The sequence below is a fragment of the Pseudomonas sp. D3-10 genome, assembly GCF_051132175.1.
Lineage (GTDB): Bacteria > Pseudomonadota > Gammaproteobacteria > Pseudomonadales > Pseudomonadaceae > Aquipseudomonas.
Genome location: NZ_CP071668.1, coordinates 4,750,460 through 4,767,384 on the forward strand (window position 1 = coordinate 4,750,460; position 16,925 = coordinate 4,767,384).

At 60.7% G+C, this 16,925-nt stretch carries 20 protein-coding genes; 11 read left to right on the forward strand and 9 right to left on the reverse strand.

Going from position 1 to position 16,925, the window contains the following annotated elements; translation table 11 throughout:
• Positions 1-43: 43 nt before the first annotated feature.
• Positions 44-325, reverse strand: coding sequence for a hypothetical protein (locus tag J3P90_RS21440; protein WP_420764088.1), 282 nt, complete (start codon positions 323-325; stop codon positions 44-46).
• A 225-nt stretch (positions 326-550) separates the two neighbouring features.
• On the opposite strand from J3P90_RS21440, the gene J3P90_RS21445 reads away from it, so the two are divergent.
• A complete protein-coding gene (locus J3P90_RS21445; RefSeq protein WP_420764087.1) occupies positions 551-757 on the forward strand; it encodes a hypothetical protein in 207 nt (68 codons plus the stop codon).
• Between the two features lie 72 nt (positions 758-829).
• On the opposite strand, the gene J3P90_RS21450 is transcribed toward J3P90_RS21445, so the two are convergent.
• The gene (locus tag J3P90_RS21450) at positions 830-1,414 is read right to left on the reverse strand and encodes a YajG family lipoprotein (RefSeq protein ID WP_030138601.1); all 585 of its coding nucleotides are present in this window, start codon (positions 1,412-1,414) and stop codon (positions 830-832) included.
• Positions 1,415-1,619: 205 nt separating this feature from the next.
• Here J3P90_RS21450 and J3P90_RS21455 point away from each other — a divergent pair, with 205 nt between their 5' ends.
• Both J3P90_RS21455 and mqo read left to right on the forward strand, forming a co-directional pair.
• Positions 1,620-1,853 (forward strand): hypothetical protein, encoded by a 234-nt coding sequence (locus tag J3P90_RS21455; protein WP_420764086.1) that lies wholly within the window; start codon positions 1,620-1,622, stop codon positions 1,851-1,853.
• A 735-nt stretch (positions 1,854-2,588) separates the two neighbouring features.
• Positions 2,589-4,097, forward strand: coding sequence for a malate dehydrogenase (quinone) (mqo, locus tag J3P90_RS21460; RefSeq protein WP_420764085.1), 1,509 nt, complete (start codon positions 2,589-2,591; stop codon positions 4,095-4,097).
• A gap of 112 nt (positions 4,098-4,209) precedes the next feature.
• Here mqo and J3P90_RS21465 read toward each other — a convergent pair whose 3' ends face one another.
• The 4 genes from J3P90_RS21465 to J3P90_RS21480 all read right to left on the reverse strand — a co-directional run bounded on the left by J3P90_RS21465 (position 4,210) and on the right by J3P90_RS21480 (position 6,202).
• Positions 4,210-4,497 (reverse strand): PA4642 family protein, encoded by a 288-nt coding sequence (locus J3P90_RS21465; protein WP_420764084.1) that lies wholly within the window; start codon positions 4,495-4,497, stop codon positions 4,210-4,212.
• A gap of 61 nt (positions 4,498-4,558) precedes the next feature.
• A complete protein-coding gene (locus J3P90_RS21470; RefSeq protein WP_434675370.1) occupies positions 4,559-5,044 on the reverse strand; it encodes a hypothetical protein in 486 nt (161 codons plus the stop codon).
• Positions 5,045-5,166: 122 nt separating this feature from the next.
• Positions 5,167-5,640, reverse strand: a complete 474-nt coding sequence (locus tag J3P90_RS21475; RefSeq protein WP_434562357.1) for a WbuC family cupin fold metalloprotein — start codon at positions 5,638-5,640, stop codon at positions 5,167-5,169.
• A gap of 4 nt (positions 5,641-5,644) precedes the next feature.
• Positions 5,645-6,202 (reverse strand): hypoxanthine-guanine phosphoribosyltransferase, encoded by a 558-nt coding sequence (locus J3P90_RS21480; protein ID WP_030138595.1) that lies wholly within the window; start codon positions 6,200-6,202, stop codon positions 5,645-5,647.
• Positions 6,203-6,365: 163 nt separating this feature from the next.
• Here J3P90_RS21480 and upp point away from each other — a divergent pair, with 163 nt between their 5' ends.
• Together upp and J3P90_RS21490 are read left to right on the forward strand one after the other, a co-directional pair.
• Complete coding sequence (gene upp / locus J3P90_RS21485; protein ID WP_039592183.1) at positions 6,366-7,004, forward strand: uracil phosphoribosyltransferase; 639 nt, start codon at positions 6,366-6,368, stop codon at positions 7,002-7,004.
• 2 nt (positions 7,005-7,006) lie between these two features.
• A complete protein-coding gene (locus tag J3P90_RS21490) occupies positions 7,007-8,281 on the forward strand; it encodes a uracil-xanthine permease family protein (RefSeq protein ID WP_434562355.1) in 1,275 nt (424 codons plus the stop codon).
• Positions 8,282-8,424: 143 nt separating this feature from the next.
• On the opposite strand, the gene hemH is transcribed toward J3P90_RS21490, so the two are convergent.
• Positions 8,425-9,450 (reverse strand): ferrochelatase, encoded by a 1,026-nt coding sequence (gene hemH / locus J3P90_RS21495; RefSeq protein WP_434675371.1) that lies wholly within the window; start codon positions 9,448-9,450, stop codon positions 8,425-8,427.
• Positions 9,451-9,463: 13 nt separating this feature from the next.
• Positions 9,464-10,363 (reverse strand): TIGR01777 family oxidoreductase, encoded by a 900-nt coding sequence (locus J3P90_RS21500; RefSeq protein WP_420764079.1) that lies wholly within the window; start codon positions 10,361-10,363, stop codon positions 9,464-9,466.
• 195 nt (positions 10,364-10,558) lie between these two features.
• Here J3P90_RS21500 and J3P90_RS21505 point away from each other — a divergent pair, with 195 nt between their 5' ends.
• The 6 genes from J3P90_RS21505 (at position 10,559) to J3P90_RS21530 (ending at position 16,250) form a co-directional block, all read left to right on the forward strand.
• On the forward strand, positions 10,559-11,545 hold the full coding sequence (locus tag J3P90_RS21505; RefSeq protein ID WP_434562351.1) for an NAD(P)/FAD-dependent oxidoreductase: 987 nt from the start codon (positions 10,559-10,561) through the stop codon (positions 11,543-11,545).
• A gap of 171 nt (positions 11,546-11,716) precedes the next feature.
• Positions 11,717-12,679: a YbgA family protein gene (locus J3P90_RS21510; protein WP_434675372.1), complete on the forward strand. Its 963-nt coding sequence runs from the start codon at positions 11,717-11,719 to the stop codon at positions 12,677-12,679.
• Complete coding sequence (locus J3P90_RS21515) at positions 12,679-13,617, forward strand: MerR family transcriptional regulator (protein ID WP_434609588.1); 939 nt, start codon at positions 12,679-12,681, stop codon at positions 13,615-13,617. Before J3P90_RS21510 ends, J3P90_RS21515 begins: the two co-directional genes overlap by 1 nt.
• 11 nt (positions 13,618-13,628) lie before the next feature.
• Complete coding sequence (gene phrB, locus J3P90_RS21520) at positions 13,629-15,068, forward strand: deoxyribodipyrimidine photo-lyase (protein ID WP_434609586.1); 1,440 nt, start codon at positions 13,629-13,631, stop codon at positions 15,066-15,068.
• A 140-nt stretch (positions 15,069-15,208) separates the two neighbouring features.
• Entirely contained in the window at positions 15,209-15,916 is a 708-nt protein-coding gene (locus J3P90_RS21525) for an SDR family NAD(P)-dependent oxidoreductase (RefSeq protein WP_434676596.1), read from the forward strand.
• A gap of 28 nt (positions 15,917-15,944) precedes the next feature.
• The gene (locus J3P90_RS21530; protein ID WP_420764073.1) at positions 15,945-16,250 is read left to right on the forward strand and encodes a YkgJ family cysteine cluster protein; all 306 of its coding nucleotides are present in this window, start codon (positions 15,945-15,947) and stop codon (positions 16,248-16,250) included.
• A 120-nt stretch (positions 16,251-16,370) separates the two neighbouring features.
• Here J3P90_RS21530 and J3P90_RS21535 read toward each other — a convergent pair whose 3' ends face one another.
• Positions 16,371-16,889: an acyloxyacyl hydrolase gene (locus J3P90_RS21535; RefSeq protein ID WP_434562343.1), complete on the reverse strand. Its 519-nt coding sequence runs from the start codon at positions 16,887-16,889 to the stop codon at positions 16,371-16,373.
• Between the last annotated feature and the right edge of the window lie 36 nt (positions 16,890-16,925).

Consider the following 16,925-nt stretch of genomic DNA (forward strand, 5'->3'; position numbering starts at 1 on the left):
AATGGCGAGGGGGCTTGCTCCCTCGACACTGAAGCTGCTGCGCTCAGAGCTGCGTGCTGATCCAGGACATCAGCAGCGCGACGCCCAGGCAGGCAAAGCCGAACCGGTAGAAAAACCGGTTCATGCGCTGGGTGGCCAGGTCCAGCAGGGCTTCGAATCGTTCATTGCTTTCGCCACTGCGCGCTTGGAGGCAGGCGCGTGCTCGCTGTTCGCGGCGGCGCGTTGCATGCAATACCCAGCCACCCGGGCAGGCAAACAGCAGCGCGAGCAGGTTGATCAGTTTGGCCGGGTGGGCAGCGAACAGCGAAAACAATTGCAACGACATCACAGACCTCAAGCGAATAACGGACGCCTTGCGCCCGGGACCTACGAACAGGGCGCGGATTCTACCGAAAGCCTGGCGTGCTGCGTCGGTTTTTCCGACCGGTAACGATGCCTCGCAAGGTTGGGTGCTTTTGGGCGAGCGTGTTTGCGGATTAATTTCATCGGTAACGGTTTCGTCATATGGATAGGCCACCCTGTCGCCCTCCAAACCCGCACGGAACCCGTCATGCTGCACGCCGAAAACCAGGATCGCCTCTATCTCATCAGCCCGAGCGACGAACAACAGAACCTCGTCGACAGCCTGTCCTTCAACGTGCAGGACCGGCACTGGCTGGTGTATTGCGCCCTCGGCGGCCATTCACATGCCGATCTGCCGGAGACGGACCTGCTGACCGGGATCAGCGTGCTGGAGCTCTATTCCCAGGCGGCGTGAATTTATCGCCCATAAAAAACCCCTGTGGGAGCGAGGTTGCTCGCTCCCACAGGGGATACGGGTCTTCAGTCGTTACTCTGCCAACACCTGACCGATGGTCGGGTCCTTGAACAGACGGGTCAGGGCATCACTCAATACATCGCTGACCAGCTTGGTATTGGTGTCCTGGTTGGGCGCCATGCCGAAGCGTTGGTCCAGCGAAGCGCCATAACGACCGCTGTAGCGACGATTGGCGTTCTGCACGTCAGAGCGGAAGGTCGCGCCAATCGTCGCCTCGGTCACGTACATGCCTTCCTTGGGCGACTGGTATTTCAGTTCCGCCAGGGTCACGGTCAGTTGCGGGGCATTCATTGCATTGGCGGTGGGGGTGAAGCCCAGCAAACGCACGGCCGCCTCGGCCTGGGCCTGCAATTTAGGCAGGATTTGCGCACCCTGCACCGTGATCACGCTGGTTTCCGGGTACAAGCCACCCCGGGTGCCGAGGGTCGGCGACGGACGACCGTCCACGACACGGACCACCACCGGCTGGCCGCGACCCACCGGCGCCAGTTGGGCGTTGAGCTTGGGCTCCGGGTTAAGTTGTTGCGGGCTGTGGGCACAGCCGACGAGGGTCAGACTGGTCACTGCGATCAAACCGAACAACAGGCGTTGCAACATGCTCTTCTCTCCAGAATCGGGCACAGACAGGCCGGCAGTATAGCGGTGCGCCATCGCGGCGAACCAGCGCCTTCGATGAATACTGAAATGTCTGACACGGGCCCGGATAGGCGGTTCCTGTCACCCCGTTGTCACGGTCCTTACACCAGGGTGTCATGGCCGGCTGTCAGGCTGTCCCCAAGCTCCCCGGACACGGTACCTGACCATGCGTTTTCTCATCTCCCTGTTTACCCCGCGCCCGCATCATCGTTGCTTCGCCCTGCTGGACCGTACCGGCCGCTGCCAGGCATTCAAGCAGTGCAGCCTGCAGCCCATGGGCGATGGCTGGGTGGAAATCGAAGAGATCCGCCTCAACTGGCTGCACCAGCCCTTGCCTGCCAGTGCCCTGGTACAACCGCCTCGCACTCGCGTACGTAACCGCCAGCTGTTGGCCTTCTGACCGCAAGGCTAATAAAAGTCATAAAACACGACCATTTCCGAGCGTTTCTTCGTTACAATCTCCCCCCGATTATAAGGACGTCTCCTGATCGGGCCTCGCAACGCCGCTAATGCGCTTGTATTGGCACCCCGCACCGCCCACAGAGAGCCGCCCACACAGATCGAGTGAAGCTGGCGCGCTTGCTGTTTCCCTGGCAAATCACCGCTTTTCGCGAATCTGCAGAGCTGTCATTACGCTCGGTCACTGAGCTGTCTGCCCGTTTTGCCTGTCATGTATTGCATGGGGGCAACCAAACCGGGCCCGGTGCCAGGCTGGGACAGCCCTTTTTTGAGGTTCACGTCTTCAAAAGAGCGTGAAAAAACGGGTTTTCACAACTTCACAAGAGTGTGGCGAGCAAATGAAGAGTTTTGCGTCTGAACAAGCACCATCAGCGTCTGGAACAGCCCAACGACACAGGACCGGATATCGCTCAAGAACCGCCGCCTGAAGCCTGTCCGCTACGGATTTGGTTGCACGAACGGATGTCTCGGCCATAAGTCGAATTGCTTGCCCTGCGCTTAAATGAGTTCATGGGACTCTAGAGGCCAGGCTGCATGCATCCGCAAGAGTGCGAAAAATTGCGAAGATTCGGACATGGCGATTCCTGGCCATGGATACCTGGGGCGCAACTGACCTGCCCCGCTTCCTGGCCGCTATGCCGACAATTTGGTGCTGCAGATTTTGGAGACGCGTTAAATGGCGCATAACGAAGCAGTTGATGTAGTTCTGGTAGGGGCCGGCATCATGAGTGCCACCCTGGCCGTACTGCTCAAAGAGCTCGACCCGGCGATTTCCCTGGAAGTCGTCGAGCTGATGGACTCGGGTGCCGCGGAGAGTTCCAACCCCTGGAACAACGCCGGTACCGGTCATGCCGGGCTGTGTGAGCTGAACTACACGCCCCAGGCCGCCGATGGCACTGTCGACATCAAGAAAGCCGTGCACATCAACACCCAGTTCGAGGTGTCGAAGCAGTTCTGGACGTACCTGACTAAAAAGGGCACGTTCGGCTCGTCGAAATCCTTCATTGCCCCGGTGCCGCACCTGAGTTTCGTACAGGGTGAAAAAGGCGTGGAGTTCTTGAAGAAGCGCTTCGAACTGATGAGCCAGCATCACGCCTTCGCCGACATGGAATACACCGAAGATCGCGACCAGATGGCCGAGTGGATGCCCCTGATGATGCCAGGCCGGCCGGCCGATGAAGTCATCGCCGCCACCCGCGTCATGAACGGGACCGACGTCAACTTCGGCGCCTTGACCAACCAGTTGCTCAAGCACCTGGGCAGCGCGCCGGACACTCAGATCAAATACTGCAAGCGCGTCACCGGCCTCAAGCGCAAAGGTGACGGCTGGACCGTGAGCATCAAGGACGTCAATTCCGGCAGCACCCGCGAAGTCGACGCCAAGTTCGTCTTCCTCGGTGCCGGTGGCGCCGCGTTGCCGCTGTTGCAAGCGTCGGGTATCGAAGAAAGCAAGGGCTTCGGTGGTTTCCCGGTCAGCGGCCAGTGGCTGCGTTGTGACAACCCGGAAGTGGTCAAGCACCACCAGGCCAAGGTCTACAGCCAGGCCGCCGTGGGCTCGCCACCGATGTCGGTGCCGCACCTGGACACCCGCGTGGTCGACGGCAAGAAGTCCCTGCTGTTCGGGCCTTACGCCGGTTTCACCACCAAGTTCCTCAAGCACGGCTCGCTGATGGATCTGCCGATGTCGGTACGCGCCGGCAACATCGGCCCGATGCTGGCCGTGGCCCGGGACAACATGGACCTGACCAAGTACCTGATCAGCGAAGTGATGCAGTCCATGGAGCAGCGCCTGGAATCGCTGCGCCGCTTCTACCCCGAGGCGAAAGCCGAGGACTGGCGCCTGGAAGTGGCCGGCCAGCGGGTGCAGATCATCAAGAAAGACCCGAAGAAAGGCGGCGTACTGCAATTCGGCACCGAACTGGTGGCGGCCAAGGACGGAACCCTCGCCGCCCTGCTCGGCGCTTCGCCAGGCGCCTCGGTCACCGTTTCGATCATGCTGGAACTGATCGAGCGTTGCTTCCCGGAAAAAGCCAAGGGCGAGTGGGCCACCAAGCTCGCGGAAATCTTCCCAGCCCGGGAAAAAGTACTGGAAACCGATGCCGCGCTGTATCGCAAGATCAATGCGCAGAACAACATTGCGTTGGAACTGGTTGAAGAAAGCAGCGAGACCCAAAGCTACGCTTGATTCGGTCGGCTAAAAAAAGCCCCGCTCTCCATGAGGGCGGGGCTTTTTTTTTGAAGCTTTTCGTGGCGAGGGAGCTTGCTCCCGCTGACCTGCCAGGCAGGCCCTCGGCCTATCAGCCACGCGCCTTGTTGATCAACTCGATGTATTCCTCGGCGTTGCGCTGGTCCTTGTTCAGCGCAACGAAATCATTGCCATGTTCGTCCTTGCCATCGAGGTCGTAGCCCGCCTCGACGAAAAACACCAGGAAACGCTCGAAGTCGTCGACACGCAGCCCACGGTAGGCCTTGATCAGTTTGTGCAGCGACGGCGACGTAGCATCGACCGGTTCAAAATTGAGGAACAGCTTGATCTGTTCGTCGCCAATCTCGTCACCAATCACTTGTTTCTTGTCTTTACGCATTGCCGGCTCCAACTCGCACAATTCACGGGGCGGGCAGTTTACCCCCGGCGGGCGTTGCGGCTCAACGCGGGCGTGCGGTGCCGGTGTGCAGATCGGCCCAGATATGGCCGTTGGCGTAGCTGAGGAATTGCACGTACACCGTGTCATTGCGCAACAGGTCGATGACCACCCGGTACTGAGCCTGTGGATAAGACAAGGTCAAGGTCTTGCTCGCCTCGTCGTACGCCGGTTTCTTCAGGCTTTTGCTTTCCCCGTCGAAATTGAGAATCACGTGGCTGATGGTCGCGCCCTTGTTCAACGGTTTGCCTTTGAGGCGCACCATCAATGGTGAGGTGACCGGGATCGGCTGCTGGTTGGAAGGGCGCTGGTTGCCCAGTACCACCGAGTATTCGGTGACTTGCAGCAACTGCTGCTGTTCAGGCTGCTCCTGGCGCGCCACGAGGTCATCCGGCGGCAAGAACTGACTGTGCATCGGCGCGGCCACGGCCATCAAGGGCAAGCTAGTTAGCAACAGCAAAGTGGCGCAGCGGCGGATCGATACACTCATGACAGGCTCCGGAGGCTTGGCCGGGCACGCTAGCATTCATCGAAAAAATAAGCGACCCGGACAATTCATTCGCGGCACAGGCTATCAGCGCGGGCCTCATAAAAGCGCGATCGCCATCGATATTAGTCGAATTGAGCGCGCATCCAGGCCTGGTATTGCGCAACGCCGGGCTCGCCTTCGCGGGGCGCCCAAGGGGCCAGTTCGCCGTCGCCCACCGGCCGGTAGGGGCCGGCTTTGCATTCGAACATCAGGCTGTCAGCCTCCAGTACCACCAGGCCATGGTAGACACCGGCCGGCAGATCGACACCGAGGCAATCGCCACCGGCCTGCAGGATGCGCTTGCCGGTCACGGTTCCGGTTTCATCGAAGATCAACACACCGAGGCGGCCTTTGAGCACCAGTAAGGTTTCAGCCTTGTCGGCGCTCAGGTGGCGATGCGGCGGGATGTAGGTCGAGGGCTGCAAACCCACCGCCATGCGGTGGCAAGGCTCATCCATCTGGTGGAAATTGTGGTGTTGGCGCCCACGCGCACTGGCCCCGGCCTTCTCGGCCAGCTCATCGAACAAGGCTTGATCCAGGAAGGCAGGGCCAGTCATCCGATTACATCCCCTTGACGGCGAAAATGCCATTGGCGTTGCGCCAGTAGCCTTTATAGTCCATGCCGTAGCCGAAGATGTAGCGGTCGATGCACGGCAGGCCGACAAAATCGGCCTTCAGGTCAGGACGGGCCTTGCGGTCGTGGTCCTTGTCGATCAGCACGGCGGTGTGCACCGCGCGGGCGCCAGCGTGTTTGCAGAAATCGATGATCGCGCCCAGGGTATGCCCTTCATCCAGGATGTCGTCGATGATCAGCACGTCACGGTCTATGAACGAGACTTCCGGCTTGGCTTTCCAGAACAGGTCGCCGCCGCTGGTCTCGTTGCGATAACGGGTGGCGTGCAGGTAGGAAGCTTCCAGCGGGAAGTTCAGATAGGTCAGCAGCTTGCCGGAGAAAATCAGCCCGCCGTTCATCACGCAGAACACGACCGGATTGCTTTCAGCCAATTGATCGTTGATTTGCGCACCGACACGGGCGATGGCCGCTTCGACTTCAGCTTCGGTGTACAGGCAGTCAGCCTCTCGCATGACTTGACGGATATGCTCGAGATCAGCGGACATGTGCGCTCTCCAGGGGTGGCAGTTCGGAAAAGCGGGCAAAGGTACGCATCCCGCCCGGCCAGATCAAGCATTTGTGGACTAACGTTCTGTATTGTCTATAGGACAACACCCTCGGATAGATTAATCTAGGCCGGTTTTTTTGCCCGCCGCCGGAGCCTTCCCCATGCCCATCCTCGAGATCCGCCATCCGCTGATCAGACATAAACTCGGCCTGATGCGCCGCGCAGACATCAGCACCAAGAACTTCCGCGAACTCGCCCAGGAAGTCGGCGCCCTGCTCACCTACGAAGCCACCAAAGACCTGCCGCTCGAATCCTACGAGATCGCCGGCTGGGCCGGTGCGGTGCAAGTGGAAAAAATCGCCGGCAAGAAGATTACCGTGGTGCCGATCCTGCGCGCCGGTATCGGCATGCTCGAAGGCGTGCTCAGCTTGATCCCGGGCGCCAAGGTCAGTGCCGTGGGCGTGGCTCGCAACGAGCAGACCCTGCAAGCCCACACCTACCTGGAAAAACTGGTGCCGGAAATCGACGAACGCCTGGCAATGATCATCGACCCGATGCTCGCCACCGGCAGCTCGATGGTCGCCACCATCGATCTGTTGAAAAAGGCCGGTTGCCGCGATATCCGCGCCATGGTGCTGGTCGCCGCGCCCGAAGGCATCAAGGCCGTGGAAGATGCCCACCCCGACGTGACCATCTACACCGCCTCCATCGACCAGAAACTCAACGAACACGGCTACATCATTCCGGGCCTGGGCGATGCCGGCGACAAAATCTTCGGCACCAAGCAGAAGGACGCCTGAGCATGCAGGACGAATTCAACGATCCGCTCTGGCGTCAGGTGCTGTCCGGCGCGCAGATGCTGTTCGTCGCCTTCGGCGCGCTGGTGCTGATGCCGCTGATCACGGGCCTGGACCCGAACGTGGCACTGTTCACGGCGGGCCTGGGAACGATCCTGTTCCAGATCGTCACTGGGCGCCAGGTGCCGGTGTTCCTGGCGTCGAGCTTTGCCTTCATCACACCGATCATCCTCGCCAAGGGCCAGTTCGGCCTGGCGGCGACCATGGGCGGCGTGATGGCGGCCGGTTTCGTCTACACGTTTCTGGGCTTGGCGGTGAAGATCAAGGGCACCGGGTTCATTGACCGCCTGCTGCCGCCGGTGGTGATCGGTCCGGTGATCATTTCCATCGGCCTGGCGATGGCGCCGATTGCCGCGAACATGGCCATGGGCAAGGCCGGCGACGGTACCGAGCTGATTCATTATCAGACCGCGATGATGATTTCGATGCCGGCGTTGCTCACCACGTTGATTGTCGCCGTGTTCGGCAAGGGCATTTTCCGCCTGGTGCCGATCATCTCCGGCGTGCTGGTGGGCTTCGCCATGGCGTTTTTCTTTGGCGTCGTCGACACCGCGAAGATCGCCGCGGCCCCCTGGTTCGCCCTGCCCGCCTTCACCGCACCGGAGTTCAACTGGCAGGCGATCCTGTTCATCGTGCCCGTCGCGCTGGCACCGGCCATCGAGCACATCGGCGGCGTCATTGCCGTGGGCAGCGTGACCGGTCGCGATTACCTGAAGAAGCCGGGCCTGCATCGCACGTTGTTCGGCGACGGCGTCGCCACCACCGCAGCCGGCCTCTTCGGCGGCCCGCCCAACACCACTTACGCCGAAGTCACCGGCGCGGTGATGCTGACCAAGAACTACAACCCGAAGATCATGACCTGGGCCTCGATCTTTGCCATCAGCCTGGCGTTCATCGGCAAGTTCGGCGCGCTGCTGCAAAGCATTCCGGTGCCTGTGATGGGTGGGATCCTGTGCCTGTTGTTCGGCTCGATTGCCGCAGTGGGCATGAACACGCTGATTCGTCACAAGATCGATCTGGGCGAGGCGCGCAATTTGGTGATCGTTTCGGTGACGCTGGTGTTCGGCATCGGCGGCGTGCTGGTCGGCACCGGCACGGGCCCGGACGACTTCGGCCTCAAGGGCATCGCGCTGTGCGCCGTGGTGGCGATCGCGTTGAACCTGATCTTGCCGGGCAATGACGGATGGAAGCAGAAGAAGGCGGATGAGCCTCTGGTCTGACTCAGCTTGAGGTTATTGTTGTCAGTCAGATTGCTTTGGCGAGCAGGCTCGCTTCCACAGGAGATCTATTGTGAACACAAATTTTGTGACCACTCGAGATCTACTGTGGGAGCGAGCCAGCTCGCGAAGGGGCCGCAGAATTTTTATAGCGCTAGAGGCGCCCGTTCGCAGAGGGTACTCAAGGCCTGCGCCCAGCGCGAATCGTCATTGAGACATGGCACCAGTACCAACTCCTCGCCTCCCGCCTCGCGGAACTGCTCTCGGCCGCGATCACCGATTTCCTCGAGCGTCTCGATGCAATCGGCCACGAACGCCGGGCACATCACCAGGACTTTTTTCACGCCGCTCTTGGCCAGTTCCTCCAGACGCGCTTCGGTGTAGGGTTCGATCCACTTGGCACGGCCCAATCGCGACTGGAACGACACCGACCATTTACCCTGCGTCAGGCCCATGCGCTGGGCGAACAATTCGGCGGTACGAATGCACTGGGCGCGGTAACAGGTCGCCATGACTTCAGGCGGCGCGTTCTTGCAGCAGTCGGCATCCCTGAAGCAGTGGTAACCCGTGGGGTCGAGCTTGGTCAGGTGCCGCTCGGGCAAGCCATGGAAACTCAACAACAGATGATCATGGTCCTGCATCAGGTACGGCTTGGCGGTGGCAACCAGCGCATCGAGGTATTCCGGTTGATCGTAGAAAGGCTGGAGAATCGAGAATTTCACGTCGAGCTTCTTCTCGCGCACAACCCGCTTGGCTTCTTCGATGACTGTGGTGACAGTGCTGTCGGCAAATTGCGGATACAACGGGGCGAGGGTGATGCTCTTGTGGCCCTGGCTCGCCAGGCGCACCAAGGTGGACTCCAGCGACGGCTCGCCGTAACGCATCGCCAACTCTACGGGCCCCTGCGTCCATTGGGCGGTCATCGCCTGTTGCAAGCGGCGGCTGAGCACTACCAGAGGTGAGCCCTCTTCCCACCAGATCGACGCGTAGGCGTGGGCAGACTGTTCGGGGCGCTTGATCAGGATCAGCGACACCAGCAACCGCCGGACCGGCCATGGCAGGTCGATCACGTACGGGTCCATCAGGAATTGATTGAGGTAGCGGCGCACATCGGCCACCGAGGTGGAGGCAGGCGAACCCAGATTCACCAGAAGCAACGCGTGATCGGTCATGCAACGTCCTATTTCAAAGGCGACCCGATAAATCTTCCAGGGCCGCGGGCAAATCAGTGAACTGGAATGAAAAACCCGCCGCCTGCAATCGGGCCGGCGTGGCGCGCTGGCCGCCCAGCAACAGCAATGACAATTCCCCCAACGCGACTTTCAGCGCAAGCTCCGGCATCGGCACCACGGCCGGGCGATGCAACACGTGCCCCAGGGCCTTGGCAAAATCGCGGTTGCGCACCGGGTTCGGCGCGCAGGCATTATAAGGACCGCTGGCATCACTGCGGTGCAGAAGAAAATCAATCAGAGCGATTTGATCGTCGATATGTATCCATGGCATCCACTGTCTCCCGTTGCCGATACGCCCGCCCAGCGCCAGTTTGAAGGGCAGCAGCAACCGCGACAAAAAGCCGCCCTCGGCGGACAGGACCAGGCCGGTTCGAACCAGGACCACGCGCAGGCCCAAGGCCTCGGCCCGCTGCGCCGTTTCCTCCCAAGCGATGCACAGCTGGCTGGCGAAGTCCTCGCTGACCGGCCCTGATTCCTCGGTCAGCTCCCGCTCGCCACCGTCGCCATACCAGCCCACGGCGGATCCGGAAATCAGCACCTGCGGTTTCTGCTCGCACCGTTCCAGCCATGCAAGCAAAGCCTCGGTCAACGTGATGCGGCTGCTCCACAGCAAGATCTTGCGCTTGTGGCTCCAGGGCCGATCAGCGATGGGCGCGCCGGCGAGGTTGACCACCGCGTCCACCGGCTCGCCAATTTCATCGAGCGCGGCGATGCCGCGCACCTGCGCCCCGCAGATTTTCGCCACCTGCTCGGGTCGACGACTCCATACCGTCAAGCGATGGCCTTGCTCCAACCAGTGCTGGCAGAGCTGACGTCCGATCAAACCAGTACCGCCGGTCAGCAATATGTGCATGAGGTGTTCCTCGCATCGCGTTTTACCCGGCCCATTAGTCTATTTTTATAGGTAGAGATTTTTCACATCGGCCAAGGTCTGTTTCTAACAATAGGACAACCTGCCAAAACGCGAACGGTAAAACTTATACCAAAAACCAAAATTGTACAGGATTAAACGACGGCGTAGTCTGTACAGAAAGTAAACGAGGCCCTCATGACTGTACCTATCGCAATCATCGGCACCGGCATCGCCGGACTCTCCGCCGCCCAGGCCCTGACGGAGGCCGGGCATGTCATCCAACTTTTCGATAAAAGCCACGGTAGCGGCGGACGCATGTCGAGCAAGCGCAGCGACGCTGGCGCGCTGGACATGGGCGCCCAGTATTTCACTGCCCGGGACCGGCGCTTCGTCACGGAGGTGCAGCGCTGGCAAGCCAACGGCTGGGCAGCGGAATGGAACCCGCAGCTCTATCACTTCCAGGACGGGCAGATGAGCCCTTCACCGGACGAACAGACCCGTTGGGTCGGCACCCCGCGCATGAGCGCGATTACCCGTGCCCTGCTCGGCGACCTGCCCGTGCAGTTCTCCTGCCGCATCACCGAAGTGTTTCGCGGCCAGGAGCACTGGCATCTGCAGGACGCTGAAGGGTTCACCCATGGCCCGTTCGGCCAGGTGGTCATCGCCACGCCCGCGCCCCAGGCGACCGCATTACTGGCCGCGGTGCCGAAACTGGCTGGCGTGGCCGCCGGGGTAAAAATGGACCCGACCTGGGCGGTGGCGCTGGCCTTCGAACAGCCTTTGGATACGCCCATGGAAGGCTGCTTCGTACAGGATAGCCCTCTCGACTGGCTGGCACGCAACCGCAGCAAGCCAGGCCGCGACAGCAAGCTCGACACTTGGGTGCTGCACGCCACCAGCGACTGGAGCCGCCAGCACATCGACATGTCCAAGGAAGCGGTCATCGAACACCTGCACGGTGCCTTCGCCGAACTGCTGCACAGCGCGATGCCCGCCCCGAGCTTCAGCGTGGCCCACCGCTGGCTGTACGCCCGCCCCGCCAGCAGTCACGAATGGGGCGCGCTGGCCGATGCCGACCTGGGGTTGTACGTATGCGGAGATTGGTGCCTGTCCGGCCGGGTCGAAGGGGCTTGGCTCAGCGGCCAGGACGCCGCGCGCCGGTTGCACGCCAGCCTCCAATAAATCGCCCTTGCCTCCCTCGCTGCTGTCGCAACAGACAGCAGCCCATCTGCGCCCTCCGTGGCATCGCCCGTTCATTCCATTGCCGGTTGACTTGTGTCCATTCGGACCTATGATTAAAAATATTGTACAGCTAAGTAAATATGTACAAGATTTTTATCCCAGAGGTAGCTCATGCCCAGCGAAGCGAACGCCAAACCCAAGATTGCTATCAGCGCATGCCTGATGGGCGCCGAAGTTCGCTTCAATGGCGGGCACAAGCAATCCCAGCTATGCAGCCGCACGCTTAATGACTTTTTCGATTTCGTCCCGGTTTGCCCTGAGGTCGCCATAGGCTTGGGCATTCCCCGGGAACCGATTCGGCTGGTGGGCAAACCCGAGCAACCCCACGCGGTCGGCACCGTGAACCGCGATCTCGACGTCACCCAACCACTGGACGATTACGGTCGGCAAATGGCCGAGGAACTAAACGACATTTGCGGCTACATCTTCATGCAGAAGTCGCCGTCGTGCGGGCTGGAACGGGTCAAGGTCTACGATCACAACAGCGTGCCCCAGGACGGCGGCGGGCGTGGTATCTACGCGCAGGCCTTTTGTGCGCGCCATCCGGACCTGCCGGTGGAAGAAGACGGTCGCCTCAACGACCCGGTTCTGCGTGAGAACTTCCTCACGCGTGTGTTCGTCTACGCCGCTTGGCAACCGCTGCGCCGTCGCGACCTGACCCGGCGCGATCTCATTGAATTCCACTCGCGCTACAAATACTTGCTGATGGCTCACGATCCGGTGCAATACAAGGCCCTCGGCAACCTGCTGGGCAACATGGGCACGTCGGATCCCAATGAGTTGGGCCCGCGTTATTTCAGTGCCCTGATGACGGCCTTGAAGAAATGCGCCACCCGCCGAACCCACGCCAACGTACTTCAACATTTGAGCGGCTATCTCAAACGCGCCATCGGCGCCGATGACAAGCGGGAAGTGGCGCACCTCATCCAGCAATATCGCCTCGGCATCGTGCCCTTGGTGGTGCCGCTGACGTTACTCAAGCATCACCTGCGCCAGCATCCCGATCCATATCTCGCGCAACAGGCGTACCTGCAACCCCACCCGGAAAATCTCAGCCTGCGAAATGCCATCTGATGAACGACGAACCCGACTCCAGCGCCAGCGAAGACCTCGGCGCTGATTTTGCCACAGCGCTGGCGCAGGGCTGGCTGCCCATACGCGAAGTGTCCCGGCGGACCGGCGTCAACGCCGTCACGCTGCGTGCCTGGGAGCGCCGCTATGGCTTGATCGTGCCGCACCGCACCCCCAAGGGCCATCGCTTGTTCAGCGCTGAACATGTGCAACGGATCCAGAGCATCCTCACTTGGATCAATCGCGGCGTGGCCGTGAGCAAGGTCAAGCCGTTGCTCGACACTCCGCAGCCGCCCGACGAGCCATTGGAAGATGATTGGCAGTGCCAGCGCCACGCCCTTGCGCTGGCGGTGATGCAACTGGCCGAGCGGCAGGTCGATCATCTGGTCAACCAGGCGATGGCGCTTTATCCGCCCAGTACTGTTTGCGAACAGTTGCTGCTGCCCTTGCTCGACGAATTGCAGACACGTTGGCAAGGGCAGTTCGGCGCGCAGTTGGAGCAGGTGTTCTTTTATTCCTGGCTGCGCAGCAAGTTCGGCAGCCGGGTCTACCACAACAACCGCCAGGTGCATGGCGCGCCGTTGCTGATGGTCAATCATTCTCTGTCGTCCCAGGAACCGCACCTGTGGTTGACGGCCTGGCTCGCCAGCAGCTCCGATTGCCCCGTGGAGGTCTTCGATGCGCCTTTGCCGGCGGGAGAGTTGGCGCTGGCGGTCGAACGGCTCAAGGCCCGCGCCGTGTTGCTGTATTCAAGCAATGCCTTGAACCTTTCCCAATTGCCTAGGCAACTGAATGCCGTCGACTGCCCGATCATCATCGCCGGCCCGGCCGTGTCCATTCATCTCGCCAGGCTATCCACCGACGTCTCGATGCCCCACGTCAGTTGGGCCGAAAACCCGCTCTGCGCTCACGCCGAACTGAATCGTCGGGCGCTTCTTTAAAGAGTATGTCCATGCAATTGATCTGGCTGCGCAGCGATTTGCGCGTGCACGACAACACCGCGCTTGCCACCGCTGCCGCCCGAGGCCCCTGCGTGGCGGTATATCTGCCAAGCCCGGGGCAATGGCGCGCCCACGATGATGCGCCTTGCAAAGTCGATTTCTGGTTGCGCAACCTGGCGTCGCTGAGCACGGCGTTGGAACGACTGAACATCCCGCTGCTGATCCGCCAAGCGCCCCAATGGGACCAGGCGCCAGAAGTATTGGCGACACTGTGCCGGGAGCTGAACATCGATGCCGTGCACGTCAACGAAGAATACGGCCTGAACGAAACCCGACGCGACACCGAAGTCGCTCGTGCGCTGGCTGGAGAGGGTGTCGAGTTTCATAGCCACCTCGACCAGCTCTTGTTCAAGCCCGGCAGCGTGCTGACCAAGACCGGCAACTATTTCCAGGTATTCAGCCAGTTTCGCAAGGTGTGCTACCAACGCTTGCATTTCTCACTACCGAGCGTGGTGCCCACGCCTGCCCGGCAAGCGTCCACCGCCATAGCCAGTGATCCCGTGCCGACGTGCGTCGAAGGTTTCGAGCCACCCAGCGAAACGCTGCGAACCCTGTGGCCGGCCGGTGAGAGCGAAGCCCGGCGGCGGCTGGATGGGTTTGTCGAGCAGCACATCGACGACTACCTGACTGAGCGGGACTTCCCGGCCAGGCCTGGCACCAGCCAGCTTTCGGCCTACCTGGTGGCCGGCGTGGTATCGCCGCGCCAATGCCTGCACGCGGCACTGCACGCCAACCAGGGTGAATTCGAAAGTGGAAATGCAGGAACAGTGACCTGGATCAATGAATTGCTCTGGCGGGAGTTTTACAAACACATATTGGTGGGCTATCCACGCGTGTCCCGACACCGCGCGTTTCGCCCGGAGACCGAGGCCTTGGCCTGGCGCCAAGCGCCGGATGAACTGGCGGCGTGGCAACAGGCGCGCACCGGCCTGCCGATCATCGATGCGGCCATGCGCCAGCTGCTGGAGACGGGCTGGATGCACAACCGGTTGCGGATGGTGGTGGCCATGTTCCTGACCAAGAATCTGCTGATCGACTGGCGCGAAGGCGAACGTTTTTTCATGCGCCATCTGATCGACGGCGACCTGGCGGCCAACAATGGCGGCTGGCAATGGAGCGCTTCCACCGGGACGGACTCGGCGCCCTGGTTCCGCATCTTCAATCCACTGAGCCAATCGGAGAAATTTGATCGCGAGGGACTATTTATCAAGCGTTGGCTGCCTGAATTGAACAATTTGGATAACCAACGTGTCCACCGTCCTGATGCCCAGCGCGAACTGTTTGACGCAACGGATTATCCGTCACCGATCGTTGATCTGGCGCAATCAAGAATGCGGGCTTTGGCGGCCTTCAAGCGGTTGCCGTCTCGCCAGGACATGAAATCAAACTGAAGCGCGATTATCAGACATGAAATTGGCCAGATCGGGAATTCACATCGCGCTGGACCTTATATAGTCTTACTAACTTAGGGCTTCTGCATAGGAGAACAGGATTGGGACGGAGGTATTGGCTAACCGGTGCGGCTGATGGCGTGGGTGCCTCGCTGGCTGAAGCATTGCTTCAGACCGGGGCGCAGTTGGCTATCGGCTCGTCTAAAATGTCCAACCTCCTTTCCCAGCGCTTTCCCGACCAAGTCTTGGCGGTCCCGGCCAAATTGACCAACAGCCAGATCGCTCAAGAGGTCGGCCAATTGATTTCCCAGCAATGGGGCGCGTTGGACACGGTGATCATCAATGCCGGAACGGCCGAATACGTTGAAGGCCAACCGGCTGACCATACGCTGGTCGAACGCATCATCCGCAGCAATCTGTTGGTTGCAAGTTTTTGCATTGACGTGGCGCTGCCGTTATTGCGCCAGGGGGGCACGCCTCACCTGGTAGGCATTACCAGCCCCGTCACGTACCTGGCGCCCTCCCACGCGCCAGGCGACGGCACTACGCTGCGCCAGGTGTTTGAATCGGTTCGTGGCGCCCCGTCCGGCAAAGGCATCGACGTAACGCTGGTTATCCCAGGATTCGACGACCCGGCGATGGGTCTCGACGGTAGCCTTCCCATCCCGACCCGATGGTCGGCCCCAGCGACGGCGAACTACATCTTGGCGCAGTTGAACGAACGCCCCCACGAAACGCCCCTACCCGCCGCCTCCATGAAGACCCTCTGGCCGTTACCCTCCCCGGCCAACAATTTTCCCGCGGACACCCAGCCCGCTGGCGAATCCCCGATCAAGGGACAACCCTGATCGACCCGGTTGCCTTACACTGCGCGCCATGAAAACCATCCCCCTCGTTGAACTGCCTGCGCCGGTCGTCACATGCTCGACATGCGCGGCGTGCTGCTGCCAGCTGGAAGTGATGTTGATCACCGATACTGGCGTTCCGGAACGTTTCATCGACACAGACGATTGGGGTGGGGAGGTCATGCTGAGGCTCGATGACGGCTGGTGCGCGGCGCTGGATCGCGACAGCATGATGTGCACGATCTACGAAAAGCGCCCGCTGATCTGCAGAGAATTCGAGATGGGCGCGCCGGAGTGCCTGGAAGAACGCCAGGGCATTGCGACGGCGTATCGATAAAGAATGGTCTGACGCACTGGATCCCTGTGGAGCGAGCTTGCTCGCGATAGCGGTGGACCAGGCGAGTGCAGGCGCTGGTCACCGCTATCGCGAGCAAGCTCGCTGACACGGTTTTTGCTGTTACAGCGGCATCGTGTAGTGCAGCGCGTAACTTTCTACCCCGTCGTTGTCCGACGAGATGCCGGCGTTGGAATAGTGAGTGGCACGAATGCCCACTTCGTGTCCGCCATTGAAGCGCAGGCCGAAACCGACACGGTCTTCGAACTGGAACGACGTACCGAGCTTGTTGGTTTCGATCTCGGTATTGTCAAAAAACGCGACGCCGATCCCCGCCTCGATGTAGGGCTTCACGTTCTGACCCGCAAATTCGTACACAAACACCGGCGAGAACGACAGGCTATGGTTACTGGAGGTCTTGTCCCCTTCCCAGTAAGTGTAGGCACCGCTCCAATAACCGGTCAGCCGACCCACGTCACTCTGCAGCCAGCTCTTGTCCCAATCGAACTGCATGCCCAGGCGATAGGTCATGGTCGAGTCGCCGGTCTGGCCGACCCCGAACTCCACGCCTGCCGCCTGTGCGGTGTAAGTGTGCCCCAGCAACGCAGCCGCAAGCGCGGCAAAGCAGAATAAACGCTTCATTAGAAACATCCTTTTCCGACAGCTTTAGTTAGTTTT

Bases quoted from the DNA above. Each gene is read 5' to 3' on its own strand.
- J3P90_RS21440 (WP_420764088.1), bottom strand. From the start codon at position 325: ATGTCGTTGCAATTGTTTTCGCTGTTCGCTGCCCACCCGGCCAAACTG.
- J3P90_RS21445 (WP_420764087.1), top strand. From the start codon at position 551: ATGCTGCACGCCGAAAACCAGGATCGCCTCTATCTCATCAGCCCGAGC.
- J3P90_RS21450 (WP_030138601.1), bottom strand. From the start codon at position 1,414: ATGTTGCAACGCCTGTTGTTCGGTTTGATCGCAGTGACCAGTCTGACC.
- J3P90_RS21455 (WP_420764086.1), top strand. From the start codon at position 1,620: ATGCGTTTTCTCATCTCCCTGTTTACCCCGCGCCCGCATCATCGTTGC.
- mqo (WP_420764085.1), top strand. From the start codon at position 2,589: ATGGCGCATAACGAAGCAGTTGATGTAGTTCTGGTAGGGGCCGGCATC.
- J3P90_RS21465 (WP_420764084.1), bottom strand. From the start codon at position 4,497: ATGCGTAAAGACAAGAAACAAGTGATTGGTGACGAGATTGGCGACGAA.
- J3P90_RS21470 (WP_434675370.1), bottom strand. From the start codon at position 5,044: ATGAGTGTATCGATCCGCCGCTGCGCCACTTTGCTGTTGCTAACTAGC.
- J3P90_RS21475 (WP_434562357.1), bottom strand. From the start codon at position 5,640: ATGACTGGCCCTGCCTTCCTGGATCAAGCCTTGTTCGATGAGCTGGCC.
- J3P90_RS21480 (WP_030138595.1), bottom strand. From the start codon at position 6,202: ATGTCCGCTGATCTCGAGCATATCCGTCAAGTCATGCGAGAGGCTGAC.
- upp (WP_039592183.1), top strand. From the start codon at position 6,366: ATGCCCATCCTCGAGATCCGCCATCCGCTGATCAGACATAAACTCGGC.
- J3P90_RS21490 (WP_434562355.1), top strand. From the start codon at position 7,007: ATGCAGGACGAATTCAACGATCCGCTCTGGCGTCAGGTGCTGTCCGGC.
- hemH (WP_434675371.1), bottom strand. From the start codon at position 9,450: ATGACCGATCACGCGTTGCTTCTGGTGAATCTGGGTTCGCCTGCCTCC.
- J3P90_RS21500 (WP_420764079.1), bottom strand. From the start codon at position 10,363: ATGCACATATTGCTGACCGGCGGTACTGGTTTGATCGGACGTCAGCTC.
- J3P90_RS21505 (WP_434562351.1), top strand. From the start codon at position 10,559: ATGACTGTACCTATCGCAATCATCGGCACCGGCATCGCCGGACTCTCC.
- J3P90_RS21510 (WP_434675372.1), top strand. From the start codon at position 11,717: ATGCCCAGCGAAGCGAACGCCAAACCCAAGATTGCTATCAGCGCATGC.
- J3P90_RS21515 (WP_434609588.1), top strand. From the start codon at position 12,679: ATGAACGACGAACCCGACTCCAGCGCCAGCGAAGACCTCGGCGCTGAT.
- phrB (WP_434609586.1), top strand. From the start codon at position 13,629: ATGCAATTGATCTGGCTGCGCAGCGATTTGCGCGTGCACGACAACACC.
- J3P90_RS21530 (WP_420764073.1), top strand. From the start codon at position 15,945: ATGAAAACCATCCCCCTCGTTGAACTGCCTGCGCCGGTCGTCACATGC.
- J3P90_RS21535 (WP_434562343.1), bottom strand. From the start codon at position 16,889: ATGAAGCGTTTATTCTGCTTTGCCGCGCTTGCGGCTGCGTTGCTGGGG.